Raw genomic sequence first — 26,662 nt, forward strand, 5'->3', positions numbered from 1 at the left:
TCTCAGTCTGGAGAAGGGCGCAAGGCGAGGTCGGGGGGCCAGCAGGGGCTCAGTCGTACTGCTCGTCCTTCCAGCGCCGCAGTGCGGTGAAGACCTCGCGACTGCCGTGCAGCGGGTGGCCGGCAACGGTCTCCGCGGCCCTGATCACATCAGGCTCGCGGGTGCGCAGGAAGGGGTTGGTGGCGCGCTCCAGCGCGAGGCTCGACGGGACCGTGGGCAGCCCTTGCCGACGTCGTCGGTGGTCCGCTGTGCGCCGTTGCGCGAGCGCGCGGCTGTCTGGCTCGACCCAGGCCGCAAATCCGAGGTTGGCCAGGGTGTATTCGTGGGCGCAGTAGCAGAGGGTGTCGCTCGGCAGGGAGGCGATGCGCTCCAGGGAGTCCGAGAGCTGCTCGAAGCTGCCGTCGAAGACGCGCCCGCAGCCGGCCGCAAAGAGGGTGTCGCCGCAGAAGAGCGTGCCATGGCCGAAGAAGGCGATGTGGCTGGAGGTATGCCCGGGAACCTCCATCACCTGAAAGTTGGTCGTCAGACCGGCTGGTTGGATGAGGTCCGCCTCACCGATCCGGTCCGTCAGGCCGCGAATCCGGTCATCTCTTGGGCCATAGCTGCGGAGTCCGGGGAAGGCGGCGGTCAGCTCCGCCAGACCGCCGGTATGGTCGGCGTGGTGATGGGTGATGAGCGCGGCCGTGAGGCGGAGCTTGGCGGCGTGCAGATGCTCAAGCACCGGATCCGCGTCGCCTGGGTCGACCACGACGGCCGCCCCCGTGCCCTCGGTCAGCAGCCAGATATAGTTGTCCGAGAAGGCTGGAATGGCGTGGACGTCGAGCAAGACTTGTCACCTCCATGGCCGGCCCCGCGTCCCTGGGGAGGCCGGCGACTCTCGCTTGTGCGGTGGGTGCCCTGGGCGCCCTAGGCGCCGATACCCTGTCTGCGTGTCGGCTCGGAGGCCGTGGCGCCCTGGTCGGTGCTGAAGCGGTCCAGCTCGGCGCGCAGGCTGGCGATGATCCCCGGGGCGTCGAGCCCGACGCTGGCGAGCTGCTCGGCGTGCTCGGCGTGCTCGATGTAGCGGTCGGGTAGCCCGAGATGAAGACAGCGGATGACGATCCCCTGGGCCGAGAGCGTTTCCGCCACGCCGCTGCCAGCGCCGCCGGCGATGGCGTTCTCCTCGATGGTGACCAGGATCTCATGCGTGAGCGCCAGTTCCTTGATGAGGTCTTCGTCGAGCGGCTTGACGAAGCGCATGTTGGCCACTGTTGCATCCAGCGCCTCGGCGGCCCGCAAGGCCGGCGGGACCATGCTCCCGAACGCCAGCAGCGCCATGCGACGGCCTTGGCGGACGATCTCGCCCTTGCCGATCGGCAAGGCGGGCGCGAGTGGGTCGATGGCAACGCCCGGTCCGCCGCCGCGTGGATAGCGCACCATGGCCGGTCCCGCATGCTCGTAGGCCGTCTTGAGCATCTGGCGACACTCGTTCTCGTTCGATGGGGCTAGGATCAGCAGATTGGGGATGGGGCGTCCGAAGCTCAGATCGAAACTGCCGGCATGGGTCGCGCCGTCCGCACCGACCAGTCCGCCGCGGTCGACCGCGAAGGTCACGTCCAGATTCTGCAGGGCGACATCATGGATCAGCTGGTCATAGGCGCGCTGCAGGAAGCTCGAATAGATGGCAACGACCGGCTTGAGTCCTTCGCAGGCCATTCCGGCGGCCAGGGTGACGGCATGCTGCTCGGCGATGCCGACATCGAAGAAGCGCTCGGGGAAGCGCTTGGAAAAGGCCGTGAGCCCGGATCCTTCGCACATGGCGGGGGTGATGCCGACCAGGCGCTCGTCCTGTTCCGCGGCGTCGCACAGCCAGCCGCCGAAGATCTGCGTGTAGCTGGGGCCCTTGGCCTTGCCCTTGATGATCTCGCCCGTGTGGCGGTCGAAGGGCGTGACGCCGTGATAGGTGACGGGCTGGCCCTCGGCGGGCTCGAAGCCGCGCCCCTTCTTGGTGACCACATGGAGCAGACGCTGCCCCGGCATCCCTTTGATGTTGCGCAGGGTGTGGACCACGGAATCGATATCGTGTCCGTCGATGGGGCCGATGTAATTGAAACCGAGTTCTTCGAAGAGCGTGCTTGGCATCACCATGCCCTTCATGTGCTCTTCCCAGCGCCCGACCAGATGACGCAGGTTCGGCAGGCCGCGCAGGGCGGTCTTGCTGCCTTCGCGCATGGTGGTGTAGATCTTGCCGGAGAGGAGCCGCGCCAGGTGATTGCTGATGGCGCCGACCGGCGGGGAGATGGACATCTCGTTGTCGTTGAGGATGACCACCAGGTCGATGTCCATCGAGCCCGCGTGGTTCAGTGCCTCGAAGGCCATGCCGGCGCCCAGTGCGCCGTCGCCGATGATGGCGATGACCGTGCGCCGCTCGCCGCGTTGCTTGGCGGCCAGGGCCATGCCGAGTGCGGCGCCGATGGAGGTGCTGGAGTGGCCGACGCCGAAGGTGTCGTAGTCGCTCTCGCTGCGTTTCGGGAAGCCGGAGACGCCGTCCTTCTTGCGCAGGGTGCACATGCGGTCGCGACGTCCGGTCAGGATCTTGTGCGGATAGGCTTGATGTCCGACATCCCAGACCAGGCGGTCATAGGGCGTATCGAAGACATAGTGCAGGCCGATGGTCAGCTCCACGACGCCCAGCCCGGCGGCTAGGTGTCCGCCGGTCTGCGAGACGCATTCGATGAGGAAGCTCCGCAGCTCGCTGGCGATTTCGGGCAATTGACTCTCGGACAGGCCGCGCAGGTCGGCCGGATCGTCGATCAAGTCTAGGAGTGGGCGTCGGTGCAGTGAGGCACCGGAATCGCTGGAAGTGCGGTGTGGCATGGTCGAAGACGCTGATTTCGTAGCAAGCGTTGTAGTTTAGACGAATGCCAAGAGGGATGTCCCATGCAATCCATTGACCTGGGTCTCTTGCCGCCGCGGTTGGGCTGACCCGCCGGCGATGCACGGTCTGTTCTTTGATCGAGTGCCAACCCTTAAGTCAGCCTTTTAGGTCGGCGTTTGCGGGGCTGCGATGCTGGCGGCCTCCGCCAGCACGAAGTCGCGAAAGGCGCTCGCCGCTGGCGACAGGCGCTTGCCACGACGGTACACCAGATACCACTGGCGGCGGTCGGGGAAGCCCTCGACGTCCAGGGTCACCAGGCGCCGCGTCTCCAACTCCAGCTCGATGGTATGCAGCGAGACCACGCTGAGCCCCAAACCGGAGCGAACGGCCTGTTTGACGGCCTCGTTGCGGGTCATCTGCATGCCGTGGCGAATCAGCAAGCCGCGCTCGCTGAAGAAGCGCTCCATGGCCTTGCGGGTTCCCGATCCGGCTTCGCGCATGACGAAGGTCTCCTCGGCCAGCCGCTCGACCGGGATGCAGTGCTGGTGCGCGAGCGGGTGATCCGGCGGGGCGACGACCACCAGCGGATTGTCCATGAAGGCCTCGGACTCGACCTCCACGTTCTTGGGCGGCAGGCCCATGAGCACCAGGTCGACCGAGTTGCTATCCAGCATCTGGACGAGCATTTCTCGATTGGTGACATCCAGGCGCAGGTTGATGCCAGGGTAGCGCTTCTGGAAGACGGCGAGCAGACGTGGCGCGAAGTAGTTGACCGTGCTGGCGACGGCGACCTGGAGACTGCCTCGGTTGATGCCTTTGAGCGACTCCAGGACTTCCTCCATCTCACGCAATGCGCGATTGATGGCGCGACTGTAATGGTAGAGCTCGCGGCCGGCCTCCGTGGTCACGATGCGCTTGCCGAGCCGCTCGAACAGGGGCAGGCCGATCTCGTCCTCGAGTTGGCGGACCTGCATCGAGACGGCGGGCTGACTCAGATGCAGCTCTTCCGCGGCGCGCGTGTAACTGTGATTGTGTGCCACTGCCTCGAAGACTCGCAGTTGTCGCAGTGAGATGTGCATGGTGGGTGATTGAGTGGGCGGTCTTGCGACAAGCGAGGTGTAAAGGGACTGCGAGCGATGCTCGCATCCTATAGATCATAAGCTATGAGTTATATTTTGCATAAGCAATATTTACTAGCATTTATGTGGTTTCTTGCGAATAATTGCGCCTCAGGTTTCGGCCCGCAGGCAGGGGCAGACGGAGCCAACGATGACAGGCGCGGCCCGACGCTCGGGTCGCGCCGACCTCACCACAGAACTTGTTTCCGGAGGATTCAGAATGGCGAAGACCTATAGCGCGGGCGTGAAAGAGTACCGCGAGACCTACTGGATGCCCAATTACACCCCGAAGGACACGGACATCCTGGCTTGCTTCAAGATCACGCCTCAGGCAGGCGTTCCGCGTGAAGAGGCGGCCGCTGCCGTCGCCGCTGAATCCTCGACCGGTACCTGGACCACGGTGTGGACCGACCTGCTGACCGATCTGGACTACTACAAGGGCCGCGCCTACGCCATCGAGGACGTGCCGGGCGACGACAGCTGCTACTACGCCTTCATCGCCTATCCGATCGACCTCTTTGAAGAGGGTTCGGTGGTCAACGTCTTCACCTCGCTGGTCGGCAACGTCTTCGGCTTCAAGGCCGTGCGTGCCCTGCGCCTGGAAGACGTGCGCTTCCCGATCGCCTACGTCATGACCTGCAACGGCCCGCCGCACGGCATCCAGGTCGAGCGCGACATCATGAATAAGTATGGCCGCCCGATGCTCGGCTGCACCATCAAGCCCAAGCTCGGCCTCTCGGCGAAGAACTACGGTCGCGCGGTCTACGAGTGTCTGCGCGGCGGTCTCGACTTCACCAAGGACGACGAGAACATCAACTCGCAGCCCTTCATGCGCTGGCGTCAACGCTTCGACTTCGTCATGGACGCCATCGACAAGGCCGAGCGCGAGACCGGCGAGCGCAAGGGTCACTACCTGAACGTCACCGCGCCGACGCCGGAAGAGATGTACAAGCGTGCCGAGTACGCCAAGGAGATCGGCGCACCCATCATCATGCACGACTACATCACCGGCGGTTTCTGCGCCAACACCGGGCTTGCCCAGTGGTGCGCCGACAACGGCGTGCTGCTGCACATCCATCGCGCCATGCATGCGGTGCTCGACCGTAACCCGCACCATGGCATCCACTTCCGCGTGCTGGCCAAGATCCTGCGTCTGTCCGGCGGCGACCATCTGCACTCCGGCACCGTGGTCGGCAAGCTGGAAGGCGACCGCGAGGCGACGCTCGGCTGGATCGACCTGATGCGCGATGCCTTCATCAAGGAGGACCGCAGCCGCGGTATCTTCTTCGATCAGGACTGGGGCTCCATGCCCGGCGTCCTGCCGGTCGCCTCCGGCGGCATCCACGTCTGGCACATGCCGGCCCTGGTCAACATCTTCGGTGACGACTCGGTGCTCCAGTTCGGCGGCGGCACCCTGGGTCATCCCTGGGGCAATGCGGCCGGCGCCGCGGCCAACCGGGTCGCGCTCGAGGCCTGTGTCGCGGCGCGCAACCAGGGCGTCGCCATCGAGAAGGAAGGCAAGGACGTCCTCACCAAGGCCGCCGCCTCCAGCCCCGAGCTGAAGGCCGCGATGGAGACCTGGAAAGAGATCAAGTTCGAGTTCGACACCGTCGACAAGTTGGATGTCGCCCATAAATAATTGATTTTATAGGCGCGAATTGAAACGACACCGTGGATGAACTGGCCATGGCTCATCAGTAGGATTGTGGTGACGAAGGAGCCGCATCGACCATCATCGATGCGGCTCCCCACGCCGATCTGACGCCATCCAGCCATCCAGCCATCGAACCACGGACAAACCAGATTTCGGAGCATCACACCATGAGCGACATGCAGGACTACCAATCCAGTCTCGAGGACGTCAACAGCCGCAAGTTCGAGACCTTTTCCTACCTGCCGGCAATGGAAGCCGACCAGATCCGCAAGCAGGTCGAGTTCATCGTCTCCAAGGGCTGGAACCCGGCCGTCGAGCACACCGAGCCGGAGAATGCCTTCGACCATTACTGGTACATGTGGAAGCTGCCGCTGTTCGGCGAGACCGATGTCGACACCATCCTGGCCGAGGCGGAGGCCTGTCACAAGGCGCACCCCAACAACCATGTGCGTCTGATCGGCTATGACAACTACGCCCAGTCCCAGGGCGCGTCCATGGTCATCTTCCGCGGCAAGCCGGTCTAAGGCTGGTCGTCACGCGTGGCATCCGGAGCCCCTGCTTCCTCAACGACGGGGCAGGGGCTTTGTTTTGCCCGCGGCCAGAGGCGCCGACGCGCAGAATCCATTGAATGGTGCGACCGTCGCACCTTGAAGGGACCGCACTCATGTCAGACATCGATCGCGACCAATATCTGATCCAGCAAGAGCCCTATTACTGCCCCGTTCACAACGAAGTCGGCATGTACGAGGCCGCCTACGACGCTCGGATGCCCGTCATGCTCAAGGGGCCGACCGGGTGCGGCAAGACCCGCTTCGTCGAGTACATGGCCTGGAAGCTGCGCAAGCCGCTGATCACCGTGGCCTGCAACGAGGATATGACCGCCTCCGACCTGGTCGGCCGCTTCCTGCTCGACATCAACGGCACCAAGTGGCAGGACGGTCCGCTGACCGTCGCCGCGCGCCTCGGTGCCATCTGCTATCTGGACGAGGTCGTCGAGGCCCGCCAGGACACCACGGTGGTCATCCATCCGCTGACCGACCACCGCCGCACACTGCCGCTCGAAAAGAAGGGCGAGCTGGTCGAGGCACACCCGGATTTCCAGATCGTCATCTCCTACAACCCCGGCTATCAGAGCCTCATGAAGGATCTGAAACAGTCCACCAAGCAGCGCTTCGGCGCCCTGGACTTCGACTACCCGACGGCCGAGATCGAGGCCGAGATCATCGCCCATGAGGGCGGGGTGGATAAGCCGATCGCGGAGAAGCTGGTCCAGATCGCCCACCGCAGCCGTAACCTCAAAGGTCATGGGTTGGACGAGGGGATGTCGACCCGCTTGCTCGTCTACGCCGCCCAGCTCATCTCCAAGGGCGTCGACCCGCAATCCGCCGCTCAGATGGCCCTGGTTGGCCCGCTGACGGACGATCCGGATATGCGCGATACCTTGGATGCGGCGGTGAATACCTATTTCTGAACAGTCCCGTGAGTGTTGCTCAATCGGGCGTCCAGATCCGGTGGGGACTCGAAGACCAGTGCCCGCGCGACCTTGCGCTGATCCAGCAGTCCCAACTCGGCCAGTCGGAGCAAGTCGGTGCGCGCCGTTTGGTAGACCACGTTGTGGCTCTGGCGATGACCCTCGATGGTGTAGCGCGCGCCGGGATGGCGGACGGCGTGACGGATCAGCGTCAGTTGTCGATGATTCAATGCGTCGCGCACGTGCGCGCAGCTGCGCAGCATGGATTCCGTCGCCTTGGTCTCGTTGGCCTTCCGCTGCAGGTAGGCATGGAGCCCATCCATCGCGGCGACGATGGTCTCCAGTTGGTGGATGAGGAAGTAGGTGACATCGGAGTCGTCCGTCTCGGTGAAGAGATAGGCGCGGGCGTACTGCGCGGGAGCCTTCTTCAAGATGCTGGAGATGGACACGAACTCCAGCAGCCAGTATCCCTGGGAGAGTGCGGACCAGTAGAAAAGCGCGCGGGCGACGCGGCCGTTGCCATCGACGAAGGGGTGATCGTAGGCGAGCGCGAAGTGCAGCAGGATCGCCCGGATGATGGGCGGTACAAAAGGTTCTGGTTCGAGGTCGTTCGCGAAGCGGCACAGTCGCACTAGGCGTTCGGGCAACGTGTCCGCATGGGGCGGTATGTGCAGGACCCTCTGGTCCCGATGATCGACGATGTCGATGTGCTCGTCCGCGCGGCGCAGGCGTCCGGCCGCGGTTGGGTCATCCAGGGTGTCGCGGGTCAAGACGCTATGCAGTTCGAGGATGGTTTGCGGCGTGAGTGGTTGCCCGATCCGTTCGGAGATCGTCCGCATTGCTCGGAAATTGTTGAAGATCATCTGCTCGCTCTTGTCCCTCGGTCGGCGGCCTTGGCGGAGCATCTCCTTGGCGACCTGGCGGGTGGTCGAGGCTCCTTCGAGCTGACTCGAATTGATGGCCTCTTCGATCAGCGAGCGTACCAGATAGGTATCCCGCGTTGCGGGGCTCGCGATCGGAGCCTCCAGGCGGATCTGGCCGGATGCGTCTCGGTCGATGCGATGGAGCCGCGCGAGGATCGGATCGACGAGGGCGAAGGCGAAGGGTTTGCCGCTCTTGTCCGCGATCGAGGTCGGCTTGTAGAGCGGCTGCCGCGCCATCTTGACCGCGAACCACCATTCCTCTGCGCTGAGCTCGGAAGGCGGTTGGCGATGTCGAAGTTCGTCCCAATGCAGATAGCGCCCACCCGGAGCTGGTCCGATCGGGTTGCGAAACAAAGCGGCGAGGCGTTCAGCGCCGCCTGCGTCGACGAAGGATTTCAGTAGGGACTCGATGTTAGGTGGAGATCGCGGGATCTTCATGAGGCGCCTTCTGCTTGGCGTGAACTACTAATTTAGTCGTTATTAGTACCAAATTAGTATTCCAGGTGATAGTCCGTTGCCTGGTGTGATGAACCATTCTGTTGGGTGGAACCATGACAATCGACTTCAGCGAATACCTCTCCTGTCTCAAAGCCGACCCGGCGCATGCGCACGCTCAGGCACTGGAGTCGAGCTATCAAGAGGCGGCCCGTGTCATGTCCCCGCAGGGGCTCGACCACTACCTGACCGGCATCAAGGCGATGTGTACCCTGAACAAGGGGCCGGACCTGGTCATGACCTATGTCCAGGAGATGCCTGGCGTCGTCAAGGAGGTCGGCGAGGACATCATCCCGGATATCGTCAGCGCCCTGATGAAGCTCTCCTCGCACACCTCGGGGACGGTCATCACCCTGATGATGGCCAACATGCCGCTCGCCGCCAGCCGGTTGGGCGACATCGAGGTGATGCGCGGCTATCTGAACCTGCTCCATCAACTCGCCGGCAAGGCGCCGCGCGGGCTCCGTCCCATGATGGAGAACATGGACGAGCTGCTCTCCAAGCTCACCCTCGGCGGCCTGCGCCGCTGGGCGCTCTGGGGCGCGCAGGCGCATGCGCGGGATCTCGACGGCCAGCTGGCCTACTTCGGGCTCAAGACCGAGTCCTCCCGTGCGGTGCTGCAGAAAGAGCGGCGTGGCACCCTCTTCGTCGACAATCAGCGCAAGCTCAACTTCTACCTGAGGGCACTCTGGGCGCGCGCCTTCTTCATGCGCCCGACCTCGGGCGACTACGAGTCGCGTACCGGACTCAAGCCCTTCATCGAAGACTTCCAGATCCACCTGCCCGACGCCTTCGACGCCTGGCGCGGCATTTCCGGAGTCGAGCTCTATCGCGCCGCCGCCGCGCACTGCGCCGCGCACATGGTCTACACCACCCGGCCCATGAGCGGCGAGCAGCTCAATCCCGTCCAGCGGATTTTTGTCGAACTCTTCGAGGATGCGCGCGTCGAGGCACTCGCCATCCGTGAGTTTCCGGGGCTCAAGAAACTCTGGCTGCAGTTTTTCACCCTTCCGCCGGCTGCCGACGAGACGGTTAAGCTCCACCCTATGGTCGATGTAATGTTGCGGCTCGCCCGTGCGCTCCTGGATGAGGACGACAAGGACGGCGACGTGCTCATCAACGATTCGGTGGCCGCCTTCCGCGAGGCCATGGCGGAACGGGGCGACGACAATCAGATCAGCTGGAACGCCGGTGTCGACTTCTACAATCGCGCCGTTCAGGTCGCCGCCATCCCCAGTCTGCGCATCCTCGAAGACTGGCCGATTCCCTACCGCGACGACAACGACTACATCTGGTACTTCGACGAGAACCTCTTTGTGACGCGCGGCGTGGACTACCTGCCGGCCTCGCAACAGCAGGTGCGTCGCAATGTCAGCGTCATGGAGATGGTCAACGAGCTGGACTGCGAACTGGCCGGCGACGACGCCCAGGAGATCTGGACCCTCTCGACCGAGTTCTGGCTCGACCAGGAAGCCTGCACCATCAACGAGCTGGAGGGTAGAGAGCCGGTCTCGGAGCCCTACCACTACCAGGAGTGGGACTACCACGTTCAGCTCTATCGGCCGGATTGGGCGACCATCCTCGAGCGGCGCCAAGGGCGCGGCGATCCGGAGTCGATGGACGAAATCCTCACCAAGCACAAGCCAGTTGCGAGCCGCATCCGCCACCTGATCGACGCACTCCAACCTCAGGGGATCGTCCGTCGCCGCGGCTACGAGGAGGGCGAGGAGTTGGACCTCAACGCCGCCGTGCGTGCCATGATCGACATCCGGCGCGGTGTCATGCCGGATCCGCGCATCAACATCCGGATCACCCGCCACGTCCGCGATCTCTCGATCGTCGTCCTCATGGACCTCTCCCAGTCCACCAACGAGAAACCTGGCTTCAAGGAAGGCGAGCCCGGCTACGACGAAGCCCCGAGCATTCTCGATCTGACGCGCGAATCCACGGGTCTGCTCGCCTGGGCCATCGACTCCATCGGCGACAACTTCGCCGTCCATGGTTTCGCGTCGGACGGCCGTCACGACGTCCAGTACTACCGCTTCAAGGACTTCAACCAACCCTACGACGATGATGCCAAGTCGCGCATGGCCGGGATGAAAGGTGGACTCTCCACCCGCATGGGTGCCGCGCTTCGCCACGCCGGCTGGCACCTGACCCAGCAGCCCGCGCAAAAGCGTCTGGTCCTGCTCATCACCGACGGCGAGCCCGCCGACATCGACGAGCGTGACCCCCAGTACCTCCGCCACGACGCCAAGAAGGCCGTCGAAGACCTCCGCATGCAGGGTATCCACAGCTACTGCCTGACCTTGGATCCAGAGGCGGATCGCTATGTGGCGCGGATCTTCGGCGAGAATGGCTACTCGATCGTCGATCAGGTCGAGCGGCTGCCCGAGCGGCTGCCGGCGGTGTTCGCGGCCCTGACCGGCTGACGCATGGCGAGCGCACCACTGAAGTGGGAGCGCCACCCCGGCGCGATGGCCGCCGCATGGTGGCGGGGTGCCGCTCCCAGCCGTTCGTGGGTATGGTCATTTCCGGGAGTCACCTCAGCCCGAAGTCAGTGCGGCCTCTGCTCGTCCCCTCGCTGTGGTGGTGGCATGCTCAGCCGGCAATGCATAAGCGGATGCTTATCCGACATATAAGAAAATCAGAATATCTTTATAGAGAATAAGCCTGTAACCTGTGTGTACATTGAGAGCGGGAGGACGCTCCAGCGAGCCGGCAAAGCCGGCTCCAGGGATCCCGCCAACGAGAAGGGCGCATCGCCCACCCACAATCCCCAGGGAACCTACATGGCACTTGACCAGTCCGCACGCTATTCCGATCTGAGCCTGAAGGAAGTCGATCTCATCGAGGGTGGCAAGCACATCCTCTGCGCCTACACCATGAAGCCGAAAGGCGGTCTCGGCTATCTGGAGGCGGCGGCTCATTTTGCCGCCGAGTCCTCCACCGGCACCAACGTGGAGGTCTGCACTACCGACGACTTCACCAAGGGCGTCGATGCACTGGTCTATTACATCGACGAGTCGCGCGAGCAGATGCGCATCGCCTATCCGCTGGACCTCTTCGATCGCAACATGATCGACGGTCGCATGATGATGGTCTCCTTCCTGACCCTGACCATCGGCAACAATCAGGGCATGGGCGATATCGAATACGCCAAGATGATCGACTTCTGGGTGCCGCCGCGCGCCATCCAGCTATTCGACGGCCCCTCCAAGAACATCTCCGATCTGTGGCGCATCCTCGGCCGCCCGGTCGAGGACGGCGGCTATATCGCCGGCACCATCATCAAGCCCAAGCTGGGTCTGCGTCCGGAGCCCTTCGCCGAAGCGGCCTACCAGTTCTGGCTCGGCGGCGACTTCATCAAGAACGACGAGCCCCAGGGCAACCAGGTGTTCGCGCCGGTGAAGCAGGTCATGCCGCTCGTCTACGACGCCATGAAGCGCGCCCAAGACGAGACCGGTGAGGCCAAGCTGTTCTCCATGAACATCACCGCCGACGACCACTTCGAGATGTGCGCCCGCGCCGACTTCGCGCTGGAGACCTTCGGCTCCGACGCCGACAAGCTCGCCTTCCTGGTCGATGGCTTCGTCGGCGGCCCGGGCATGATCACCACCGCCCGTCGTCAGTATCCCGATCAGTACCTGCACTACCATCGTGCCGGCCACGGCATGATCACCTCGCCGTCGTCCAACCGCGGCTATACGGCCTTCGTGTTGGCGAAGATGTCGCGTCTGCAGGGCGCGTCCGGTATCCACGTCGGGACCATGGGCTACGGCAAGATGGAAGGCGGCGCGGATGACCGTAACATTGCCTACATGATCGAGCGCGATGCCTGCGAAGGCCCGATCTACTATCAGGAATGGTCCGGCATGAAGGCCACCACCCCGATCATCTCGGGCGGCATGAACGCGCTGCGTCTGCCGGGCTTCTTCAAGAACCTGGGCCATGGCAACGTCATCAATACCGCGGGCGGCGGTTCTTACGGCCACATCGACTCTCCGGCCGCTGGCGCCAAATCGCTGCGTCAAGCCTACGAGTGCTGGAAGGCTGGCGCCGATCCGATCGAGTACGCCAAGGAGCACAAGGAATTTGCCCGCGCCTTTGCGTCCTTCCCGCACGATGCCGACATGCTCTTCCCGGGCTGGCGTGAGCAGCTGGGGGCCTTCGCGACCGAAGCCTGAGCATCCCGCTTAGGCGTCGTCCATCGTCGACGTCCCGATCTGGACTCTGGTCACGCCGCTGGAGCGGCGTGACCCGAAAATCGGGAGGCAAGTGATGGACGGCTCCCTAGCGATACCGAAAACCCCCGCGACGCGGGGGTTTTTCGTTTCAGCCGCGTCCGTTTCGATTCGGTATAGCGGCCGGCCGAGCGGCCCGTCTCCCGACGCGCCCATCAGTTCCGCCAGTAAGCGGGCAAGAAGAGGATCAGCAGGGTGAAGATCTCCAGGCGACCCGCCAGCATGCTGAACACGGCCAACCATTTCACGACGGGGCCGACGGTGGTGAAGTTGACGGCGACATCGCCCAGTCCGGGGCCGAGAAGGTTGATCGTGGCGACCACCGCGCCGAAGGCCGAATCCAGGTCCAGGCCTGCCGCCATCATGGCGACCGTCAGGGCCAGGGCGGTCACCATGTAGAGCACGGAGAAACCCCACACGGAGAAGAGGACCTCGTCCCGAACCGGGCGGTTGCCCACTCTGACGGCGAGCAAGGCTTGCGGATGGACGAGCTGGGTGAGTTGGCGAACCCCCATCTTGCCGAGCAGCATGATGCGAAGCACCTTGATGCCGCCCGCCGTCGAGCCGCCGCAGCCGCCAATGAAGGACAGGATGACCAGCACCATGGGGATGTGCAGCGGCCAATCGGCGAAGGTCACGGTGGTGAAGCCCGTGCTGGTCAGGATGGATGCGACCTGGAATGCGCCGTGGCGAATGGCGTCCGTGGCGCTGGTATAGGCGTCCGCCAGGACGAGACTGATCGCGACCAGGGCTGTGCCGACCAGGAAAATCGCGCCATAGGTCCGTACCTCGGGGTCGGTGATGTAGATGCCCGGCGCGAGCTTGCGCCACGCGATGAAGTGAATCGCGAAATTCACCCCGCCCGCCAGCATGAACACGATGGCGATGAACTCGATCAGCGGGCTGTCGTAATAGCCGAGGCTGGCGTCGTGCGTCGAGAAGCCGCCGGTCGCAACGGTGGCAAAGGCGTGGCCGATCGCATCGAACGGGCTCATGCCCGCGAGCCAGAAGGACAGGGCGCACGCCACCGTCAGGCTGACATAGAGCGCCCAGAGTGCCCGAGCCGTTTCCGCGATACGCGGTGTGGGCTTCTCATGCTTTGCGACGCCGGATGTCTCCGCCCGATAGAGCTGCGTCCCGCCGACGCCCATGAGCGGGAGGATGGCGACCGCCAGGACGATGATGCCCATGCCGCCAAGCCATTGAATCTGCTGGCGATGGAAGAGGATCGAGGGCGGCAGGCGGTCGAGCCCGAGGACGACGGTGGCGCCGGTCGTGGTGAATCCCGAGATGGATTCGAAGACGGCATCGGTGAGGTTCAGATGCAATCCCAGGAGGAAGGGGAGTGCGCCGGCGAACCCCAGCACGACCCAGAACAGCGTGACGATCAGGAAGCCCTCTCTGACCGTCAGCTCGCTGTGCTCGCGACGATTGGGTAGCCACAGCAGAGCGCCGGCCGTGGCGCTCAGCAGCAGCGAGAGGCTGAAGACATCCCACTCGCCGTCGGCGTAGATCAACGCCATGGCGATGGAGGGCAGGAAGCTCAGGCTGTAGATCAGCAGTAGGATCCCGAAGAGCCTGAGGATGGCGCGCCAATGCATCCGATCTCCAGTCAGCTACCACCCGTGGAGTGGGCTGGATGTGTTAAGACAGGGGCGCCGGCCCCGCGATCCGCGTCCGCGCAAGAGACATCGCTTCGGCCCCTCCGGTTGTCGAAATCGGTGCGAATCCTCGGTTCGAGCCCTGGGGCGGTGGCTGAGAACGCCCAGCCTCCTCGCCCCAGGTGCTCCGACGTTGCGGGGCGCGACCCTCAGGGTGCCAGCCGCTCGATTCGCCACTGGTCCGTGCCCTCCCTGACATAGCGAAAGCGATCGTGCAGGCGGCTTTCACGCCCTTGCCAGAATTCGATCATCTCCGGCACCACTCGATAGCCGCCCCAGAAGGCAGGCAGGGGGATCTCGCCCTGCGAGAATTTCTGCGCGATCTCGGCCACCTTGCTCTCCAGGAGCGAGCGTGAGCTGATCACCTGACTTTGGGGCGATGACCAGGCACCGATCTGGCTGCCGCGTGCCCGCGTGGCGAAGTACTTGAGCGATTCGGCGGTCGGAATCCGCTCCGCGCGGCCGGTGATCTGGATCTGTCTGGCGAGGGCGACCCAAGGGAAGAGGAGGGCGACGCAGGGGTTCTGCTCGATCTCCTTGGACTTGCGACTCTCGTAGTTGGTGAAGAAGACGAAGCCGCGCTCGTCGTAGAGCTTCAGCAGCACCGTCCTGGCCGATGGCCGGCCTTGGGCGTCCGCCGTGCACAGGGTCATGCCGTTCGGCTCGGGCAAGTCGGTGCCGAGCGTCAGCCCGTACCACTGCTGGAACTGTTTGATAGGATTGGGGTCCAGCTCATCACGGGAGAGCCCGTGATCCATGAGCTCGCGTCTCAGCGCCTCTGGGTTGACGTTCATGCCGACTCCGCTGGGTTGAGGCTGTCAAGGCCGACTGAGACGCGCCTTTCCATAGGTTTCATAGGGTCAAGATTCCGCATTGAAAATTATCAATTCCAATAAAAAAGATTAGAATAATTGACTCGTCAAATGGTAACGCTCCCGGTAGGTTTTTGCATCAAGACCAAGCTGTACGGTCAATCATCCGCTGTCTCGCCGTCGATCGAAACCACTGAGACACCGATCCGGCGATCTGGAAAGACGGGCCAAGCGCGCTCTGAAACAGAAAGCGGTCCAAAACATAAGTACGAGAGGAACATCGCAGATGACCCGCCAAGATCAGATCAAGGCCCTTGAGCAGGACTGGGCAGAAAATCCGCGTTGGACGGACGTGTCCCGCGACTACTCCGCCGCCGATGTCGTGAGATTGCGTGGTTCCATCCAGCCGGAGCAGACCTATGCCCAGCGCGGCGCCGAGAAGCTTTGGAAGCTGGTGCGCGGCGATGCCAGGAAGGGCTACGTCAACTGCATGGGCGCGATCACCGGCGGCCAAGCCATGCAGCAGGCCAAGGCCGGCATCGAAGCCATCTATCTCTCCGGCTGGCAGGTCGCCGCCGATGGCAATACCTCCGAGACCATGTATCCGGACCAGTCGCTCTACGCGTACGACTCCGTCCCCACCATGGTGCGTCGCATCAACAACACCTTCAAGCGCGCCGACGAGATCCAGTGGGCCAAGGGGATCGAGCCCGGTGACGAGGCCTTCATCGACCACTTCCTCCCCATCGTCGCGGACGCCGAGGCCGGCTTCGGCGGCGTGCTCAACGCCTTCGAGCTGATGAAGAATATGATCGGCGCGGGTGCCGCCGGTGTGCACTTCGAGGACCAGCTCGCTGCGGTCAAGAAGTGCGGCCACATGGGCGGCAAGGTGCTGGTCCCGACCCGCGAGGCCGTGCAGAAGCTGGTCGCCGCGCGTCTGGCGTCCGACGTCATGGGCGTGCCGACCCTGCTGTTGGCGCGTACGGATGCCGAGGCGGCCAATCTCCTGACCAGCGACGTGGACGACAACGATCGCCCCTTCGTCATCGGCACCCGCACCGATGAAGGCTTCTACCGCGTCAAGAACGGTCTGGAGCAGGCCATCAGCCGCGGCCTGGCCTATGCGCCCTATGCCGACCTGGTGTGGTGCGAGACGGGGACCCCGGATCTCGGTTTCGCCCGCGAGTTCGCCCAGGCGGTGCTCGAGAAGAACCCCAACAAGCTGCTGGCCTACAACTGCTCGCCGTCCTTCAACTGGAAGAAGAACCTGGACGACAAAACCATCGCCTGCTTCCAGGACGAGCTGGCGGACATGGGCTACAAGTACCAGTTCATCACCCTGGCCGGCATCCATAGCATGTGGTTCAACATGTTCGACCTGGCCTACGACTACGCCCGTGGCGAAGGCATGCGCCACTATGTCGAAAAGGTTCAGGCCCCCGAATTCGAGGCGCGCGAGAAGGGCTACACCTTCGTCTCGCACCAGCAAGAGGTGGGTGCTGGCTACTTCGATGATGTGACCACCGTGATCCAGGGCGGTGCCTCCTCGGTCACCGCGCTCACCGGCTCCACGGAAGAGGAGCAGTTCTGAGCGTTGCGCCGGGCGGCCTCGGCCGCCCGGGCCTGTCGTCTTGTCCAGGCTCGCCTTGTAATCACCCCTGTCTTTGCTAGCTTTATTGTGCTTAACCACAATCGGCAAAAGGTATCAGGAGGTGACTCATGGCCCCTATCCAGCATCGAGGTCTCGCTGCCGTTTCCTTGCTGTTGCTCCTGCTCATGACCGCGCTCGCGGCGAGCGCCGAGCAGTTCCGGCGTCCTTGGGGTGAGCCGGTTTGGGAGCCGCCGCATCCGCGGGGGCAATCCATTGCGATCACCCTGAAGACGGATCCGACGCAGGATCACGAGGCGGCCTGCGTTGCCTTGCAGATCGGCATGAATCTGCTGATGACCGCGGTGACCGTCGATCGCGCGCAGGTGGATGTGGAGCCGGCCCGCGACGTCACGCTCTTCCCGACGCTGGCGGGGGTCGAGCTGGTCAACCCGGCCAACGACTTCGGCACCGAGGAGTATCAGTGCGCGACGCAGGATGGTCCGACACCACTCAGGGACATCCTCGCCAACTACGTGTGGATGGGTGGACGGGTCGTTGTCTGCGGGCTCTGTGCGATCGATCGCGGAATCACGGAGCCGACCTACGGCGCGATCGGCACGGCCCAGCAGGTTCACGAGATGTTCCTCTATGCGGACAAGGTGATCACTTACTAAGGGGCCATGCCTTGGGTGCGCGCGGCCCGCGTGCACCGCCTCCTCGCGCGTGACTCCGGCTGACTTCACGACCGAGGAGCCGATGGATTTCAAGACAGCCGACCTCTATGACCGCCATGGCGACGCACTGCGCGTCTGCGATCCCATCTTCCGCGACTTCGGCGGCCACCTGCGCTTCGCGGGTCCCGTCGTCACCGTCAAGTGCTTCGAGGACAACTCCTTCGTCAAGTCCACCCTGGCCGAACCTGGGGAAGGCCGCGTGCTGGTTGTCGATGCCGGCGGATCCTTGCGCTGCGCCATGCTCGGCGACCTCATCGCCGCCAGCGCGGTCGAGCAGGGCTGGGCTGGCGTCATCCTCTTCGGCTGCATTCGCGACACGGCCGAAATCGGCCAGATGCCGCTCGGTGTCAAGGCGCTGGCCAGCATCCCGCGCAAGAGTCAGCGGCGCGGGGAAGGGCAGCGCGACATCCCCGTGACCTTCGCGGGTGTGCGCTTCGCGACCGGAGATCACGTCTACTGCGACCCGGATGGCGTCCTGCTCTCGGAGCAGGCACTCGCCCTGGCCGTGTGACGCCGATCAGACGCCAACTGACACCTGATAACTGCCACCTGATAACTGACAACTGATCCCATGGCCTGGACCGAAGCCAAACTCATCGCCGAAGCCATGCTCGAAGGCTTCGAGCGACACTATCGTCTCTTCCGGGAGATCACGGGCGATGCCCAGCGGCGTTTCGAAACGGCGGACTGGCCCGCCGTGCAGGTCGCGGCGCGCGAGCGCATCGGCTTCTACGACGAGCGTGTCGGGGAGACGGTCGCCCTGCTCAGGCGCGAATTCCATCTGCGCGACCCGAGCGATATCCTCTGGCGGCGCGTGAAGGTGGAGTACATGCGCCTGCTCCCGCCGCTCAATCAGCCCGAGCTGGCGGAGACTTTCTACAACTCCGTGTTCTGCCGGCTCTTCGACCGCCACTACTACAACAACAGCTACATCTTCGTCTGGCCGCTGATCTCGACCGAGCACCTGGAGGCGGAGGTCCCGATTTTCAGGCCCTACTACCCCGCGCGCGATGGTTTCGCCCGCGTGCTGGCGCGCGTCCTCAGGGATGCCGGCTTCGCTCGCCCCTTCAGGGATCTGCGCCGCGACATCCGCTGTCTGCTGCTGGCCATCCGCTCGCGCTTTCCGGTCAATCGCGCGATCCAGCAGAACTTCCAGCTCGCCGTGCTGTGCGCGCCCTTCTACCGCAACAAGGCCGCCTACATCATCGGCAAGGCCATCAACGGGGCGGACCAGATCCCCTTCGTCATCCCCGTGCTCAATGACGAGTCCAAGGGGCTCTATGTCGATACCTTGCTGACCGGCGCGGACGAGATCTCGGACATCTTCAGCTTTTCACGCGCCTACTTCATGGTGGATACCGAGGTGCCGGCGGCTGTCGTGGATTTCCTCCTGCCACTGATGCCACGCAAGGGCAAGGCCGAACTCTACACCGCGATCGGCTTGCAGAAGTTCGGCAAGGCGGAGTTCTACCGCGATTTCCTCAAGCATCTGCGCTACTCCTCCGATGACTTCGTGGTCGCCCCCGGCATCCGTGGCATGGTGATGTGCGTCTTCACGCTGCCGTCCTTCCCCTTCGTCTTCAAGATCATCAAGGACCGTTTCCCACCACCCAAGGAGATGACCCGCGAGCAGGTGAAGGAGAAGTATCAGCTGGTCAAGATGCACGACAGGGTCGGGCGCATGGCCGACTCCTGGGAATACTCCCATGTCGCCTTTCCGCTGTCGCGCTTCTCGCCGGCCTTGCGCGCGCTACTGGAGAGCGAATGCGCGGCGAGCATCGAGGTCGTCGAGGATCAGCTCATCATCAAGCACCTCTACATCGAGCGGCGCATGTCCCCGCTCAATCTCTATCTCCACACGGCGGACGACGAAGACATCCGTCACGCCATCGGCGAGTACGGCGATGCCATCAGGCAGCTGGCCGCCGCCAACATCTTCCCTGGCGACTTCCTCTTCAAGAACTTTGGCGTCACGCGCCAGGGGCGGGTGGTCTTCTACGACTACGACGAACTCTGCTATCTGACGGAGTGCAATTTCCGCGAGATTCCGCCGGCGCCCTATCCCGAGATGGAGATGAGCGAAGAGCCCTGGTACACCGCCGGCCCGAATGATGTCTTCCCGGAGGAGTTCGAGACCTTTCTGCTCACCGACCCGCGCATCCGCAAGGTCTTTCGCCAGCGTCACGGCGAGTTGCTCGACCCGCACTGGTGGCGTGCACGGCAGGAGCACATCCGCGCGGGGCATTTGGAGGACGTCTTTCCCTACCCCGTTGCCCGTCGATTCCGAAAGGACAGGGAAGAATTCCCGCGTCGCTATCCCCATCTCGCTTAAGCCCCATCTCGCTGAGCGACGTCCGAGCCGGCTGGGGCGTCAGTCGGCAACGGGGCGCCGCACAGGATCCTGGGCTCGCCCCGCGTTCAATCCTCTCTCTCATCGAGTCGCGAACATGCTCAGACTACTGGTAACGGTCGTCCTACTTGCCGCCGCTGGGCTGGCGGCCGCGGCGGAGGGTTCCGCCCAGCTGGCGCCCGGGATGCAGAACCCCGGCTATCACGAGCAGCCCGCGTGGTTCAAGACAACCTTCCTGGATATCCGCGAGGATCTCGACGAGGCGCGGGCGGCCGACAAGCGCCTCATCCTCTATTTCTACCAGGATGGCTGTCCCTACTGCGCCAAGCTGCTGCGTGAGAGCTTTGCGGATCGCGCCATCGCGGATCTGACCCGCCAGCACTTCGAGGTCATCGCGATCAACATCTGGGGAGATCGCGAGGTCACCGGGCTGACGGGTGAGGTGACGACCGAAAAGGCCTTCGCCAGCGGCTTGAAGGTTCAGTTCACGCCGACCCTGTTGATGTTGGACGCGTCCGGCGGCGTCGTTCTGCGCATCAACGGCTACTTCCCGCCGCACCGCTTCGCGGCTGCGCTGGCCTATGTCGCCGAGGGGCAGGAGCGCGGCGGACAGGACTTCAACGCCTTTGCCGCCGCCCGGGCTCCGGAGCAGGCCAAGGGACGGCTGCATGAAGAGGGAGGTTTCCTGCCCAAGCCGTTGCGTTTGGCTGACAATCGCGCAGCCTCCGAGCGGCCCCTAGTCGTGATGTTCGAGCAGGCCGTCTGCGCGGCCTGTGACGAGCTGCACCAGGATATCCTGCGGCGCGAACCCGTGGCGATCTCGCTCAGCGCGTTGGATGGCGCCGTGCTCGACACCTTTGCGACCGAGACCGTCCAGACCCCGGACGGCCGCGAGATGCCAGCGCGCGACTGGGCCAAGACGCTCGGCATCCTCTACACGCCGAGCCTGGTCTTCTTCGATGCCGATGGCCGAGAGGTCTTCAGAACCGAGGGCGGCCTCAAGACCTTCCACATCCAGGGCGCCCTCGACTATGTCGCGACGGGCGCCTACCGTTGGCAGCCCAGCTTCCAGCGCTTTCTCTCCACGCGCCGCGCGGCCCTGGAGGCCCGCGGCATCGACGTCGATCTCATGGACTAGCCGCCGGGTCTTGCCGGCGAGCCATCAGGGGAGCGCGATGGGGGCAGGGGGTGTCCAGTCCGCCGCGCGATGCTCAGCCACGACTGTCGTGTAGATCCCGCCGCGCACATTGAAGTCCGCTGTCAGCCGCATGAAACGCGGTTCCGTGGCCTCGACCAGATCGTTCAGGATCCGGTTGGTCATCGCCTCATGGAAGGCGCCCTCGTCGCGGTAGGCCCAGACGTACAGCTTCAGGGACTTCAGCTCCACGCACTTCTGCTCGGGGACATACTCAAGCGTCAGCTCGGCGAAGTCCGGCTGACCCGTCTTGGGGCAGAGACAGGTGAACTCGGGCACCCGGATGCGGATGGTGTAATCGCGCTCGGGTTGTGGATTGGGGAAGATCTCGAGCGTTTTGCTCGGGACGCTTGGCATCGTGGGATTCTCCTGGAAGGGTGTGTTGCCGCAAACAGCACGGCCCGGGGGCTAAGTCTAAGTCGAGACGCCTTCCGACAGGTAGCCGGCCGACTGGTTCCCGGTCATTGCGCGACGTGCGGATGCGCGAGGCCGCGCAAGCGAGGTGCTGTCTGCCGTCGGTGCCGACTTCGCGCTATCATCACGACCATGAACGCTCAATTTCGAATCGATGATCCGGCGGCCTATCGTCGCGCCGATGAGCTGGAGGTCCTGGCGGAGCTGGTCCCCGTGAGGGGGCTGAAAGTGCTGGAACTCGGCTGTGGGGCCGCCTGGATGACGCGACAGGTCGCGACCCGGCTCGGTGCGGCCGCAGTGGTCGCCACCGAGGTCGACCGCATCCAGCATGAGAAGAACCTGGCCATCGAGGATCTGCCCAATGTGCGGTTTCGCCTCGGTGGCGCGGAGGCCATCGCGGATCCGGATGGTGCCTATGACCTGGCGCTCATGTTCAAGTCGCTGCACCATGTCCCCATGGATCTCATGGATGCGGCCCTGGCTGAGATTCACCGAGTCTTGGTGCCCGGCGGTTGCCTCTATGTGTCGGAGCCCGTCTACGCGGGCGACTTCAACGCGGTGATGCGCCTGATCCATGACGAGCTGGAGGTCAGGACGGCGGCCTTCGAGGCGATGCGGCGCGCGGTCGACGCGGGACGCTTCTGTCTCGAGCGGGAAGTCTTCTACGAGGCCGAGGGCGTCTATCCGGATTGGGAGAGCTTCGCGGCCCGCTTCCTCCAGGTGACGCACACTCGGCATGATCTCGACGCGGCGGGTGTCGCGGCCGTGCGTGCCGCCTTCGAGCGCCATCTCACGCCGGAGGGTGCGCGCTTCCTCAAACCACACCGGGTCGATCTGCTGCGCCGCCTGTCCTGAGCGGCGCGTCCTCGGAAACCAGGCTAGGCCCGGCGCCGATCGTCGCCGGGGCGTCGCTGCTCGGGGCGTGTCAGCACCGACTTGGCCTCGTTGACCTTGGACGCCAGGTAGTCCGAGCCGCCGCGATCCGGGTGTAGCCGCTGAATCAAGCGGCGATGCGCCTCCTGGATCTCGTCCGGGCCGGCTTCGGGCTTGATGCCTAGGATGGCGCGCGCCTCCTGCCCGTTCATGCCGGTTGCCGCGGGTCGCGGCGGGACCTCAGGGCGTTGGCGCGGGGGCGGCTCCTGAAACACCTGACCACGCACATGGCTGAGATAGACCTCCAATGCCTCGGCGGACTCGGCATCCATCTGGTAGCAGGTCGTCAGCAGATCCAGCAGCTCTCGCGTCGGGACCTCGTCGAGTGACTTGCCCTCATGCGTACCGGCGAGCACCTCGCCGTTGATCCGGCCGGAGAGGTGGTCGATGGTGAGCAGCACATAGCGGGTGGCGACCCTGGAGACATGAGGCCCCTGATAGTTGCTCGGGGGTTTCAGCTCGCGCAGCCACATCGCCGTCGCGCCCGCGACCGCGCTGGGCATCAGGATGAAATTCACCACTGGGATCATCCCCAGAGCCGCCGTGGCCGCACCAAAGCTCAGGGCGAGTGTGCGCCGTTCACCGAGCCGCTGACGTATCTCGCGAAACTTGAGGCCGTGATTGCCCATGGGGTAGTCGGCGTACTCGACGGTGAGTATCCAGGCGGTATAGAGGAACCAGAGCACCGGCCCCGCCACTGGGACGAACAGCAGGACGAGGAAGGGAATGGCCAAGAGCGTCGCGTAGAGGATCTTGCGCAGCTCGTCGAACAGCGTGGGGAGCAGATCGGCCAGGAGCCGCCGCAGGTCGCCCTCCTGCTGTATCGCGCGCCCGGTCAGCGCCAGTTCGACCTTCTCGGCGAGCAGATTGTTGAAGGGCGAGGCGATGAGGTTGGCGACGATCCCGAAGGTATAGAAGACCAGCACCAGCATGAGCAGGGCGAAGATCGGCCAAAGGATCCAATCCAGCCAGCCGAGCCAGGCTGGGACCTTGGAGTCCAGGAGCGCCATCAGCCCCTCGAACTCATGGATGCCGACGTAGATGGCACCGGTGAAGACCAGGATGTTCACCAGCAAGGGAACGACCACGAACCGCCGCAGTCCCGGGCGGGTGATGAGCTTCATCCCTTGCAGGAGATATCCGGCGCCTGAAAGTGAGTTGCTGAGCATAGATCCAGTTCGAGCAAGATCCCGTAAGGGCGTCCGGGCGTCTTCAAGGGGGAGGCTGCGCCGCGCGCGGCCGGGTTGCCCTGAGAGCGCCCTGGCGGCAATGAGTGAAGGGGGCAGTATACCTAGGGTCGGGCGCGGTTGGATGACGGGTTATACAGGTTCGCCCGCGGGTCGTGTCGGCAATCCACCGCATCACATCACATGCCGAGCCCCTTTCCTCAGTCGAGCAGCCGCCGCAGGGCCCGCGGTGCTTCGAGCATGGGGTTGTGTCCGATTCCCGCCATGACGGCCACCTCGGTGGTGGGTCGTAGCGAGCGGACGCGCTGGGCGATCGCGAGGAATTTGCGATCCTCGCCACCCACGATCCACCGCAGTCGTCCGGGATAGTCGCGCAGCACATCCCAAGCGCTCGGCATGACGCCGAGCCCCAGTGACTCCAATGCGCCGGCCAGACCTTCGGGCCGTTGCGACAGACGCCGCTCGCGCTGGCGCTGCAGGACATCGGGCGGCAGGCTGCGCTGGGTCTCGAACAGGGGTTGGCACTCCCAGGACTGGACGAACGCCTCGATGCCTTGGCGACGCAGCAGCCGGATCCAGCTCAGGTCCTGGTCCAGGCGCTCGGCTCGCAGCTCTGGTTCGGTCAATCCCGGGTGGGCCGAGATGATGGTGGCCTGTCTGAATCGCTCGGGCGCCTCCCTCAGCATCCCGAGGGCGACGCGCCCGCCGAGTGAGTAGCCGACGATGGTCTCGACGCACTCTGGAATAGTGGCCAGCAGGGCGCGGATGACGTCGTCGAAACCGCCGCGAGGGTCGCTGGCCTGGCCATGTCCAGGGAGATCGATCGGCAGCCACTTGGCGTCGGAGTCGCTACAGGGCAACCAATCGCGCGCGTCCCCGGTGAAGCCGTGGAGCAGCAGACAGCGGGGCTCGCCGCTGGTCAGATCCCTGCCTCGGCGATCCTGGCCTCCCGCTCCTTGTCGCGCTCGATCAGGGCGTAGGCCGAGTGGTTGTGGATGGACTCGAAATTCTCCGCCTCGACGACATAGGCGAGGATGCGCTCATCCGCGTTGAGCCGCTGGGCGACGTCGCGGACCATGTCCTCGACGAACTTGGGGTTGTCGTAGGCGCGCTCGGTGACGAATTTCTCGTCCGGCCGCTTGAGCAGGCCGAAGAGTTCCGAGGAGGCCTCCTGTTCGACGATCTCGATCACGTCCTCGAGCCAGATGAAGGTCTCTGTCCGCACCTGGACCGTGACATGGGAGCGCTGATTGTGCGCCCCGTAGGCCGAGATCTCCTTGGAGCAGGGGCAGAGGCTGGTGACCGGGATCACCACCTTGATTTCCAGTTTCGGCTCGCCGTCACGGATCTCGCCGATGAAGGTGACATCGTAGTCGAGCAGACTCTCGACGCCCGAGACGGGTGCCTTCTTGTTGATGAAGAAGGGGAAGCGCATCTCGATGTGGCCGGCCTCGGATTCCAGTCGCGCGGACATCTCCGCCAGCATGTCCTTGAATGAAGGCACGCTGATCTCGCGCTCGTGGTTGTTCAGGATCTGCACGAAGCGCGACATGTGCGTCCCCTTGAAGTCGTGCGGCAGGTAGACGTACATATTGAAGGTCGCGACCGTGTGCTGCTCCACGCCGCCGCGGTCGAGTACGCGCACGGGGTGGCGGATGTCTTTGATTCCTACCTTGTCGATGGCGATGCGGCGGGTGTCGGCGCTGCTCTGAACGTCAGCGATCTCAGTCGCTGGATCTTGAGTGCAACACCTGGGATTGAGCGCGTGCTCCATGGATTGGATTCCTCAACGGATCTTTACTGCCTGCGGTCCCCGTCAATCTTGGGTCTGACGCCCGCGAGAAAAAGCGGCAAGGATTGGAATTGTGCGGGATTCGCCGGCCCGTCAGACGGGCGCGACGAGGCTGTGTGGGGATCAGTGCGTGCGCCCGAGCAGGGCGTTGGCGACCCAGCGCAAGGGATCGGCGCTCTCGCCGAAGATCTCCAGCGCCCGATGGGCCTCCTGCGTGAGGTTGGCGGCCATCTCCTTGGCCTCCGCGAGCCCGAGGAGCGCGGGATAGGTGGCCTTGTTCAATTCAATGTCGCGGCCGGCGGTCTTGCCGATTGCACCGGTATCGCCCTCGACGTCCAGAACGTCGTCCTGGATCTGGAAGGCCAGGCCGAGGCACTTGGCGAAGTGATCGAGCCGCTCGGCTTGCTCTGGAATCAGGTCGCCCTGGGCGCGCAACGCCATCTGGACCGAGGAGCGGATGAGTGCGCCGGTCTTGTGGATGTGGATGTTCTCCAGCATGACGACATCGATGGGCGTGCCTTCGGCCGCCAGGTCCATGGCTTGACCGCCGACCATGCCGCGCGAGCCGCTGGCGCGCGACAGGGTCTCGACCATGCGGATCCGCGACTCCGCGCACAGCCCGGGTGCCTCGGCCAGGGTCTGGAAGGCTAGCGTCTGGAGCGCGTCCCCGGCGAGGATGGCGGTTGCCTCGTCGAAGGCGCGGTGGCAGGTCGGGCGCCCGCGTCTGAGGTCGTCGTCGTCCATCGCCGGGAGATCGTCGTGGATCAGGGAATAGGCGTGGATCAGCTCGACCGCGCAGGCCGGGCGATCGAGCAGCGCGGCGTCGACCCCCAGTGCCTCGCCGGCGGCGTAGGCGAGCAGGGGGCGGATGCGTTTGCCAGAGGCCAGCACCGTGTAGCGCATCGCCTCGTGCAGGCGCGAGGGCGGGATGCTGACGGCGGGCAGGATGTCGTCGAGCGCGGACTCGATGCGTGCGAGGCAGCGCGTGCGAAAGGCGTCCAGGTTGGTATCGGTCATTGGGTGTCGAAAGGCTCTGGCTCGGCATCGGGCCGGGCGTCGGTCAGGATGCGAACCCGCTGCTCCGCGCTGTCGAGTGCCTGCTGGCAGACGCGCGTGAGGCCGACGCCGCGCTCGAAGGCCGCAAGCGATTGCTCAAGGGTCATCTCGCCCTTTTCCAAGGCGTCGACGACCCCTTCCAAATCGGCGAGGGCTTGCTCGAAGGGGGGGGCGG

The 26,662-nt window shown here is 64.3% G+C and carries 23 protein-coding genes; 11 read left to right on the forward strand and 12 right to left on the reverse strand.

Features of this window, described 5'->3' with window-relative positions:
- Positions 1–49 precede the first annotated feature (49 nt).
- The 3 genes from gloB to CKO23_RS07140 all read right to left on the reverse strand — a co-directional run bounded on the left by gloB (position 50) and on the right by CKO23_RS07140 (position 3,936).
- Positions 50–826: a hydroxyacylglutathione hydrolase gene (gloB, locus tag CKO23_RS07130; protein WP_200329486.1), complete on the reverse strand. Its 777-nt coding sequence runs from the start codon at positions 824–826 to the stop codon at positions 50–52.
- 80 nt (positions 827–906) lie between these two features.
- Positions 907–2,856, reverse strand: coding sequence for a 1-deoxy-D-xylulose-5-phosphate synthase (dxs, locus tag CKO23_RS07135; protein ID WP_200329488.1), 1,950 nt, complete (start codon positions 2,854–2,856; stop codon positions 907–909).
- A 165-nt stretch (positions 2,857–3,021) separates the two neighbouring features.
- Positions 3,022–3,936, reverse strand: coding sequence for a LysR family transcriptional regulator (locus CKO23_RS07140; protein ID WP_200329490.1), 915 nt, complete (start codon positions 3,934–3,936; stop codon positions 3,022–3,024).
- Positions 3,937–4,195: 259 nt separating this feature from the next.
- On the opposite strand from CKO23_RS07140, the gene CKO23_RS07145 reads away from it, so the two are divergent.
- From CKO23_RS07145 to CKO23_RS07155, 3 genes are all read left to right on the forward strand, one after another.
- Positions 4,196–5,614: a form I ribulose bisphosphate carboxylase large subunit gene (locus CKO23_RS07145; RefSeq protein WP_200329492.1), complete on the forward strand. Its 1,419-nt coding sequence runs from the start codon at positions 4,196–4,198 to the stop codon at positions 5,612–5,614.
- A 182-nt stretch (positions 5,615–5,796) separates the two neighbouring features.
- Entirely contained in the window at positions 5,797–6,153 is a 357-nt protein-coding gene (locus tag CKO23_RS07150) for a ribulose bisphosphate carboxylase small subunit (RefSeq protein WP_200329494.1), read from the forward strand.
- Positions 6,154–6,293: 140 nt separating this feature from the next.
- The gene (locus CKO23_RS07155; RefSeq protein WP_200329496.1) at positions 6,294–7,100 is read left to right on the forward strand and encodes a CbbQ/NirQ/NorQ/GpvN family protein; all 807 of its coding nucleotides are present in this window, start codon (positions 6,294–6,296) and stop codon (positions 7,098–7,100) included.
- On the opposite strand, the gene CKO23_RS07160 is transcribed toward CKO23_RS07155, so the two are convergent.
- Positions 7,091–8,461 carry a Fic family protein gene (locus CKO23_RS07160; protein WP_200329498.1) on the reverse strand — a complete coding sequence of 457 codons (1,371 nt, stop codon included), beginning with the start codon at positions 8,459–8,461 and terminating at the stop codon, positions 7,091–7,093. The two genes, CKO23_RS07155 and CKO23_RS07160, sit on opposite strands and share 10 nt — an antisense overlap.
- A gap of 113 nt (positions 8,462–8,574) precedes the next feature.
- On the opposite strand from CKO23_RS07160, the gene CKO23_RS07165 reads away from it, so the two are divergent.
- Positions 8,575–10,950 (forward strand): nitric oxide reductase activation protein NorD, encoded by a 2,376-nt coding sequence (locus CKO23_RS07165; RefSeq protein ID WP_200329500.1) that lies wholly within the window; start codon positions 8,575–8,577, stop codon positions 10,948–10,950.
- A 360-nt stretch (positions 10,951–11,310) separates the two neighbouring features.
- Positions 11,311–12,705: a ribulose-bisphosphate carboxylase gene (locus tag CKO23_RS07170; protein WP_200329502.1), complete on the forward strand. Its 1,395-nt coding sequence runs from the start codon at positions 11,311–11,313 to the stop codon at positions 12,703–12,705.
- Between the two features lie 212 nt (positions 12,706–12,917).
- Here the strand turns inward: CKO23_RS07170 and CKO23_RS07175 are convergent, their stop codons facing one another.
- Both CKO23_RS07175 and pdxH read right to left on the reverse strand, forming a co-directional pair.
- On the reverse strand, positions 12,918–14,363 hold the full coding sequence (locus tag CKO23_RS07175) for a TrkH family potassium uptake protein (RefSeq protein WP_200329504.1): 1,446 nt from the start codon (positions 14,361–14,363) through the stop codon (positions 12,918–12,920).
- 209 nt (positions 14,364–14,572) lie between these two features.
- Complete coding sequence (gene pdxH / locus CKO23_RS07180) at positions 14,573–15,217, reverse strand: pyridoxamine 5'-phosphate oxidase (protein ID WP_200329506.1); 645 nt, start codon at positions 15,215–15,217, stop codon at positions 14,573–14,575.
- Positions 15,218–15,521: 304 nt separating this feature from the next.
- Here pdxH and aceA point away from each other — a divergent pair, with 304 nt between their 5' ends.
- From aceA to CKO23_RS07205, 5 genes are all read left to right on the forward strand, one after another.
- Entirely contained in the window at positions 15,522–16,826 is a 1,305-nt protein-coding gene (gene aceA / locus CKO23_RS07185; RefSeq protein WP_200329508.1) for an isocitrate lyase, read from the forward strand.
- Between the two features lie 128 nt (positions 16,827–16,954).
- Positions 16,955–17,500, forward strand: coding sequence for a DsrE family protein (locus tag CKO23_RS07190; protein WP_200329510.1), 546 nt, complete (start codon positions 16,955–16,957; stop codon positions 17,498–17,500).
- Between the two features lie 82 nt (positions 17,501–17,582).
- Positions 17,583–18,071, forward strand: coding sequence for a ribonuclease E activity regulator RraA (rraA, locus tag CKO23_RS07195; protein ID WP_200329512.1), 489 nt, complete (start codon positions 17,583–17,585; stop codon positions 18,069–18,071).
- A gap of 60 nt (positions 18,072–18,131) precedes the next feature.
- Positions 18,132–19,892, forward strand: coding sequence for a bifunctional isocitrate dehydrogenase kinase/phosphatase (gene aceK / locus CKO23_RS07200; RefSeq protein ID WP_200329514.1), 1,761 nt, complete (start codon positions 18,132–18,134; stop codon positions 19,890–19,892).
- Positions 19,893–20,007: 115 nt separating this feature from the next.
- Positions 20,008–21,048 carry a thioredoxin family protein gene (locus CKO23_RS07205; RefSeq protein WP_200329516.1) on the forward strand — a complete coding sequence of 347 codons (1,041 nt, stop codon included), beginning with the start codon at positions 20,008–20,010 and terminating at the stop codon, positions 21,046–21,048.
- Between the two features lie 24 nt (positions 21,049–21,072).
- On the opposite strand, the gene queF is transcribed toward CKO23_RS07205, so the two are convergent.
- Positions 21,073–21,462 carry a preQ(1) synthase gene (gene queF / locus CKO23_RS07210; RefSeq protein ID WP_200329518.1) on the reverse strand — a complete coding sequence of 130 codons (390 nt, stop codon included), beginning with the start codon at positions 21,460–21,462 and terminating at the stop codon, positions 21,073–21,075.
- A gap of 189 nt (positions 21,463–21,651) precedes the next feature.
- On the opposite strand from queF, the gene CKO23_RS07215 reads away from it, so the two are divergent.
- Entirely contained in the window at positions 21,652–22,374 is a 723-nt protein-coding gene (locus CKO23_RS07215) for a class I SAM-dependent methyltransferase (protein WP_200329520.1), read from the forward strand.
- Positions 22,375–22,397: 23 nt separating this feature from the next.
- On the opposite strand, the gene cysZ is transcribed toward CKO23_RS07215, so the two are convergent.
- The 5 genes from cysZ to CKO23_RS07240 all read right to left on the reverse strand — a co-directional run.
- A complete protein-coding gene (cysZ, locus tag CKO23_RS07220) occupies positions 22,398–23,621 on the reverse strand; it encodes a sulfate transporter CysZ (RefSeq protein WP_200329522.1) in 1,224 nt (407 codons plus the stop codon).
- Positions 23,622–23,839: 218 nt separating this feature from the next.
- Positions 23,840–24,562 carry an alpha/beta fold hydrolase gene (locus CKO23_RS07225; protein ID WP_200329543.1) on the reverse strand — a complete coding sequence of 241 codons (723 nt, stop codon included), beginning with the start codon at positions 24,560–24,562 and terminating at the stop codon, positions 23,840–23,842.
- The gene (folE2, locus tag CKO23_RS07230) at positions 24,559–25,413 is read right to left on the reverse strand and encodes a GTP cyclohydrolase FolE2 (protein WP_200329524.1); all 855 of its coding nucleotides are present in this window, start codon (positions 25,411–25,413) and stop codon (positions 24,559–24,561) included. The genes CKO23_RS07225 and folE2 overlap by 4 nt, the downstream gene beginning before the upstream one ends.
- Positions 25,414–25,554: 141 nt before the next feature.
- The gene (locus CKO23_RS07235; RefSeq protein WP_200329525.1) at positions 25,555–26,448 is read right to left on the reverse strand and encodes a polyprenyl synthetase family protein; all 894 of its coding nucleotides are present in this window, start codon (positions 26,446–26,448) and stop codon (positions 25,555–25,557) included.
- Positions 26,445–26,662: exodeoxyribonuclease VII small subunit (locus CKO23_RS07240; protein ID WP_200329527.1), on the reverse strand; the 218-nt coding region annotated here is incomplete at its 5' end. The genes CKO23_RS07240 and CKO23_RS07235, both read right to left, overlap by 4 nt.

The sequence above is a fragment of the Thiocystis violacea genome, from assembly GCF_016583565.1.
Classification (GTDB): domain Bacteria; phylum Pseudomonadota; class Gammaproteobacteria; order Chromatiales; family Chromatiaceae; genus Thiorhodococcus; species Thiorhodococcus violaceus_A.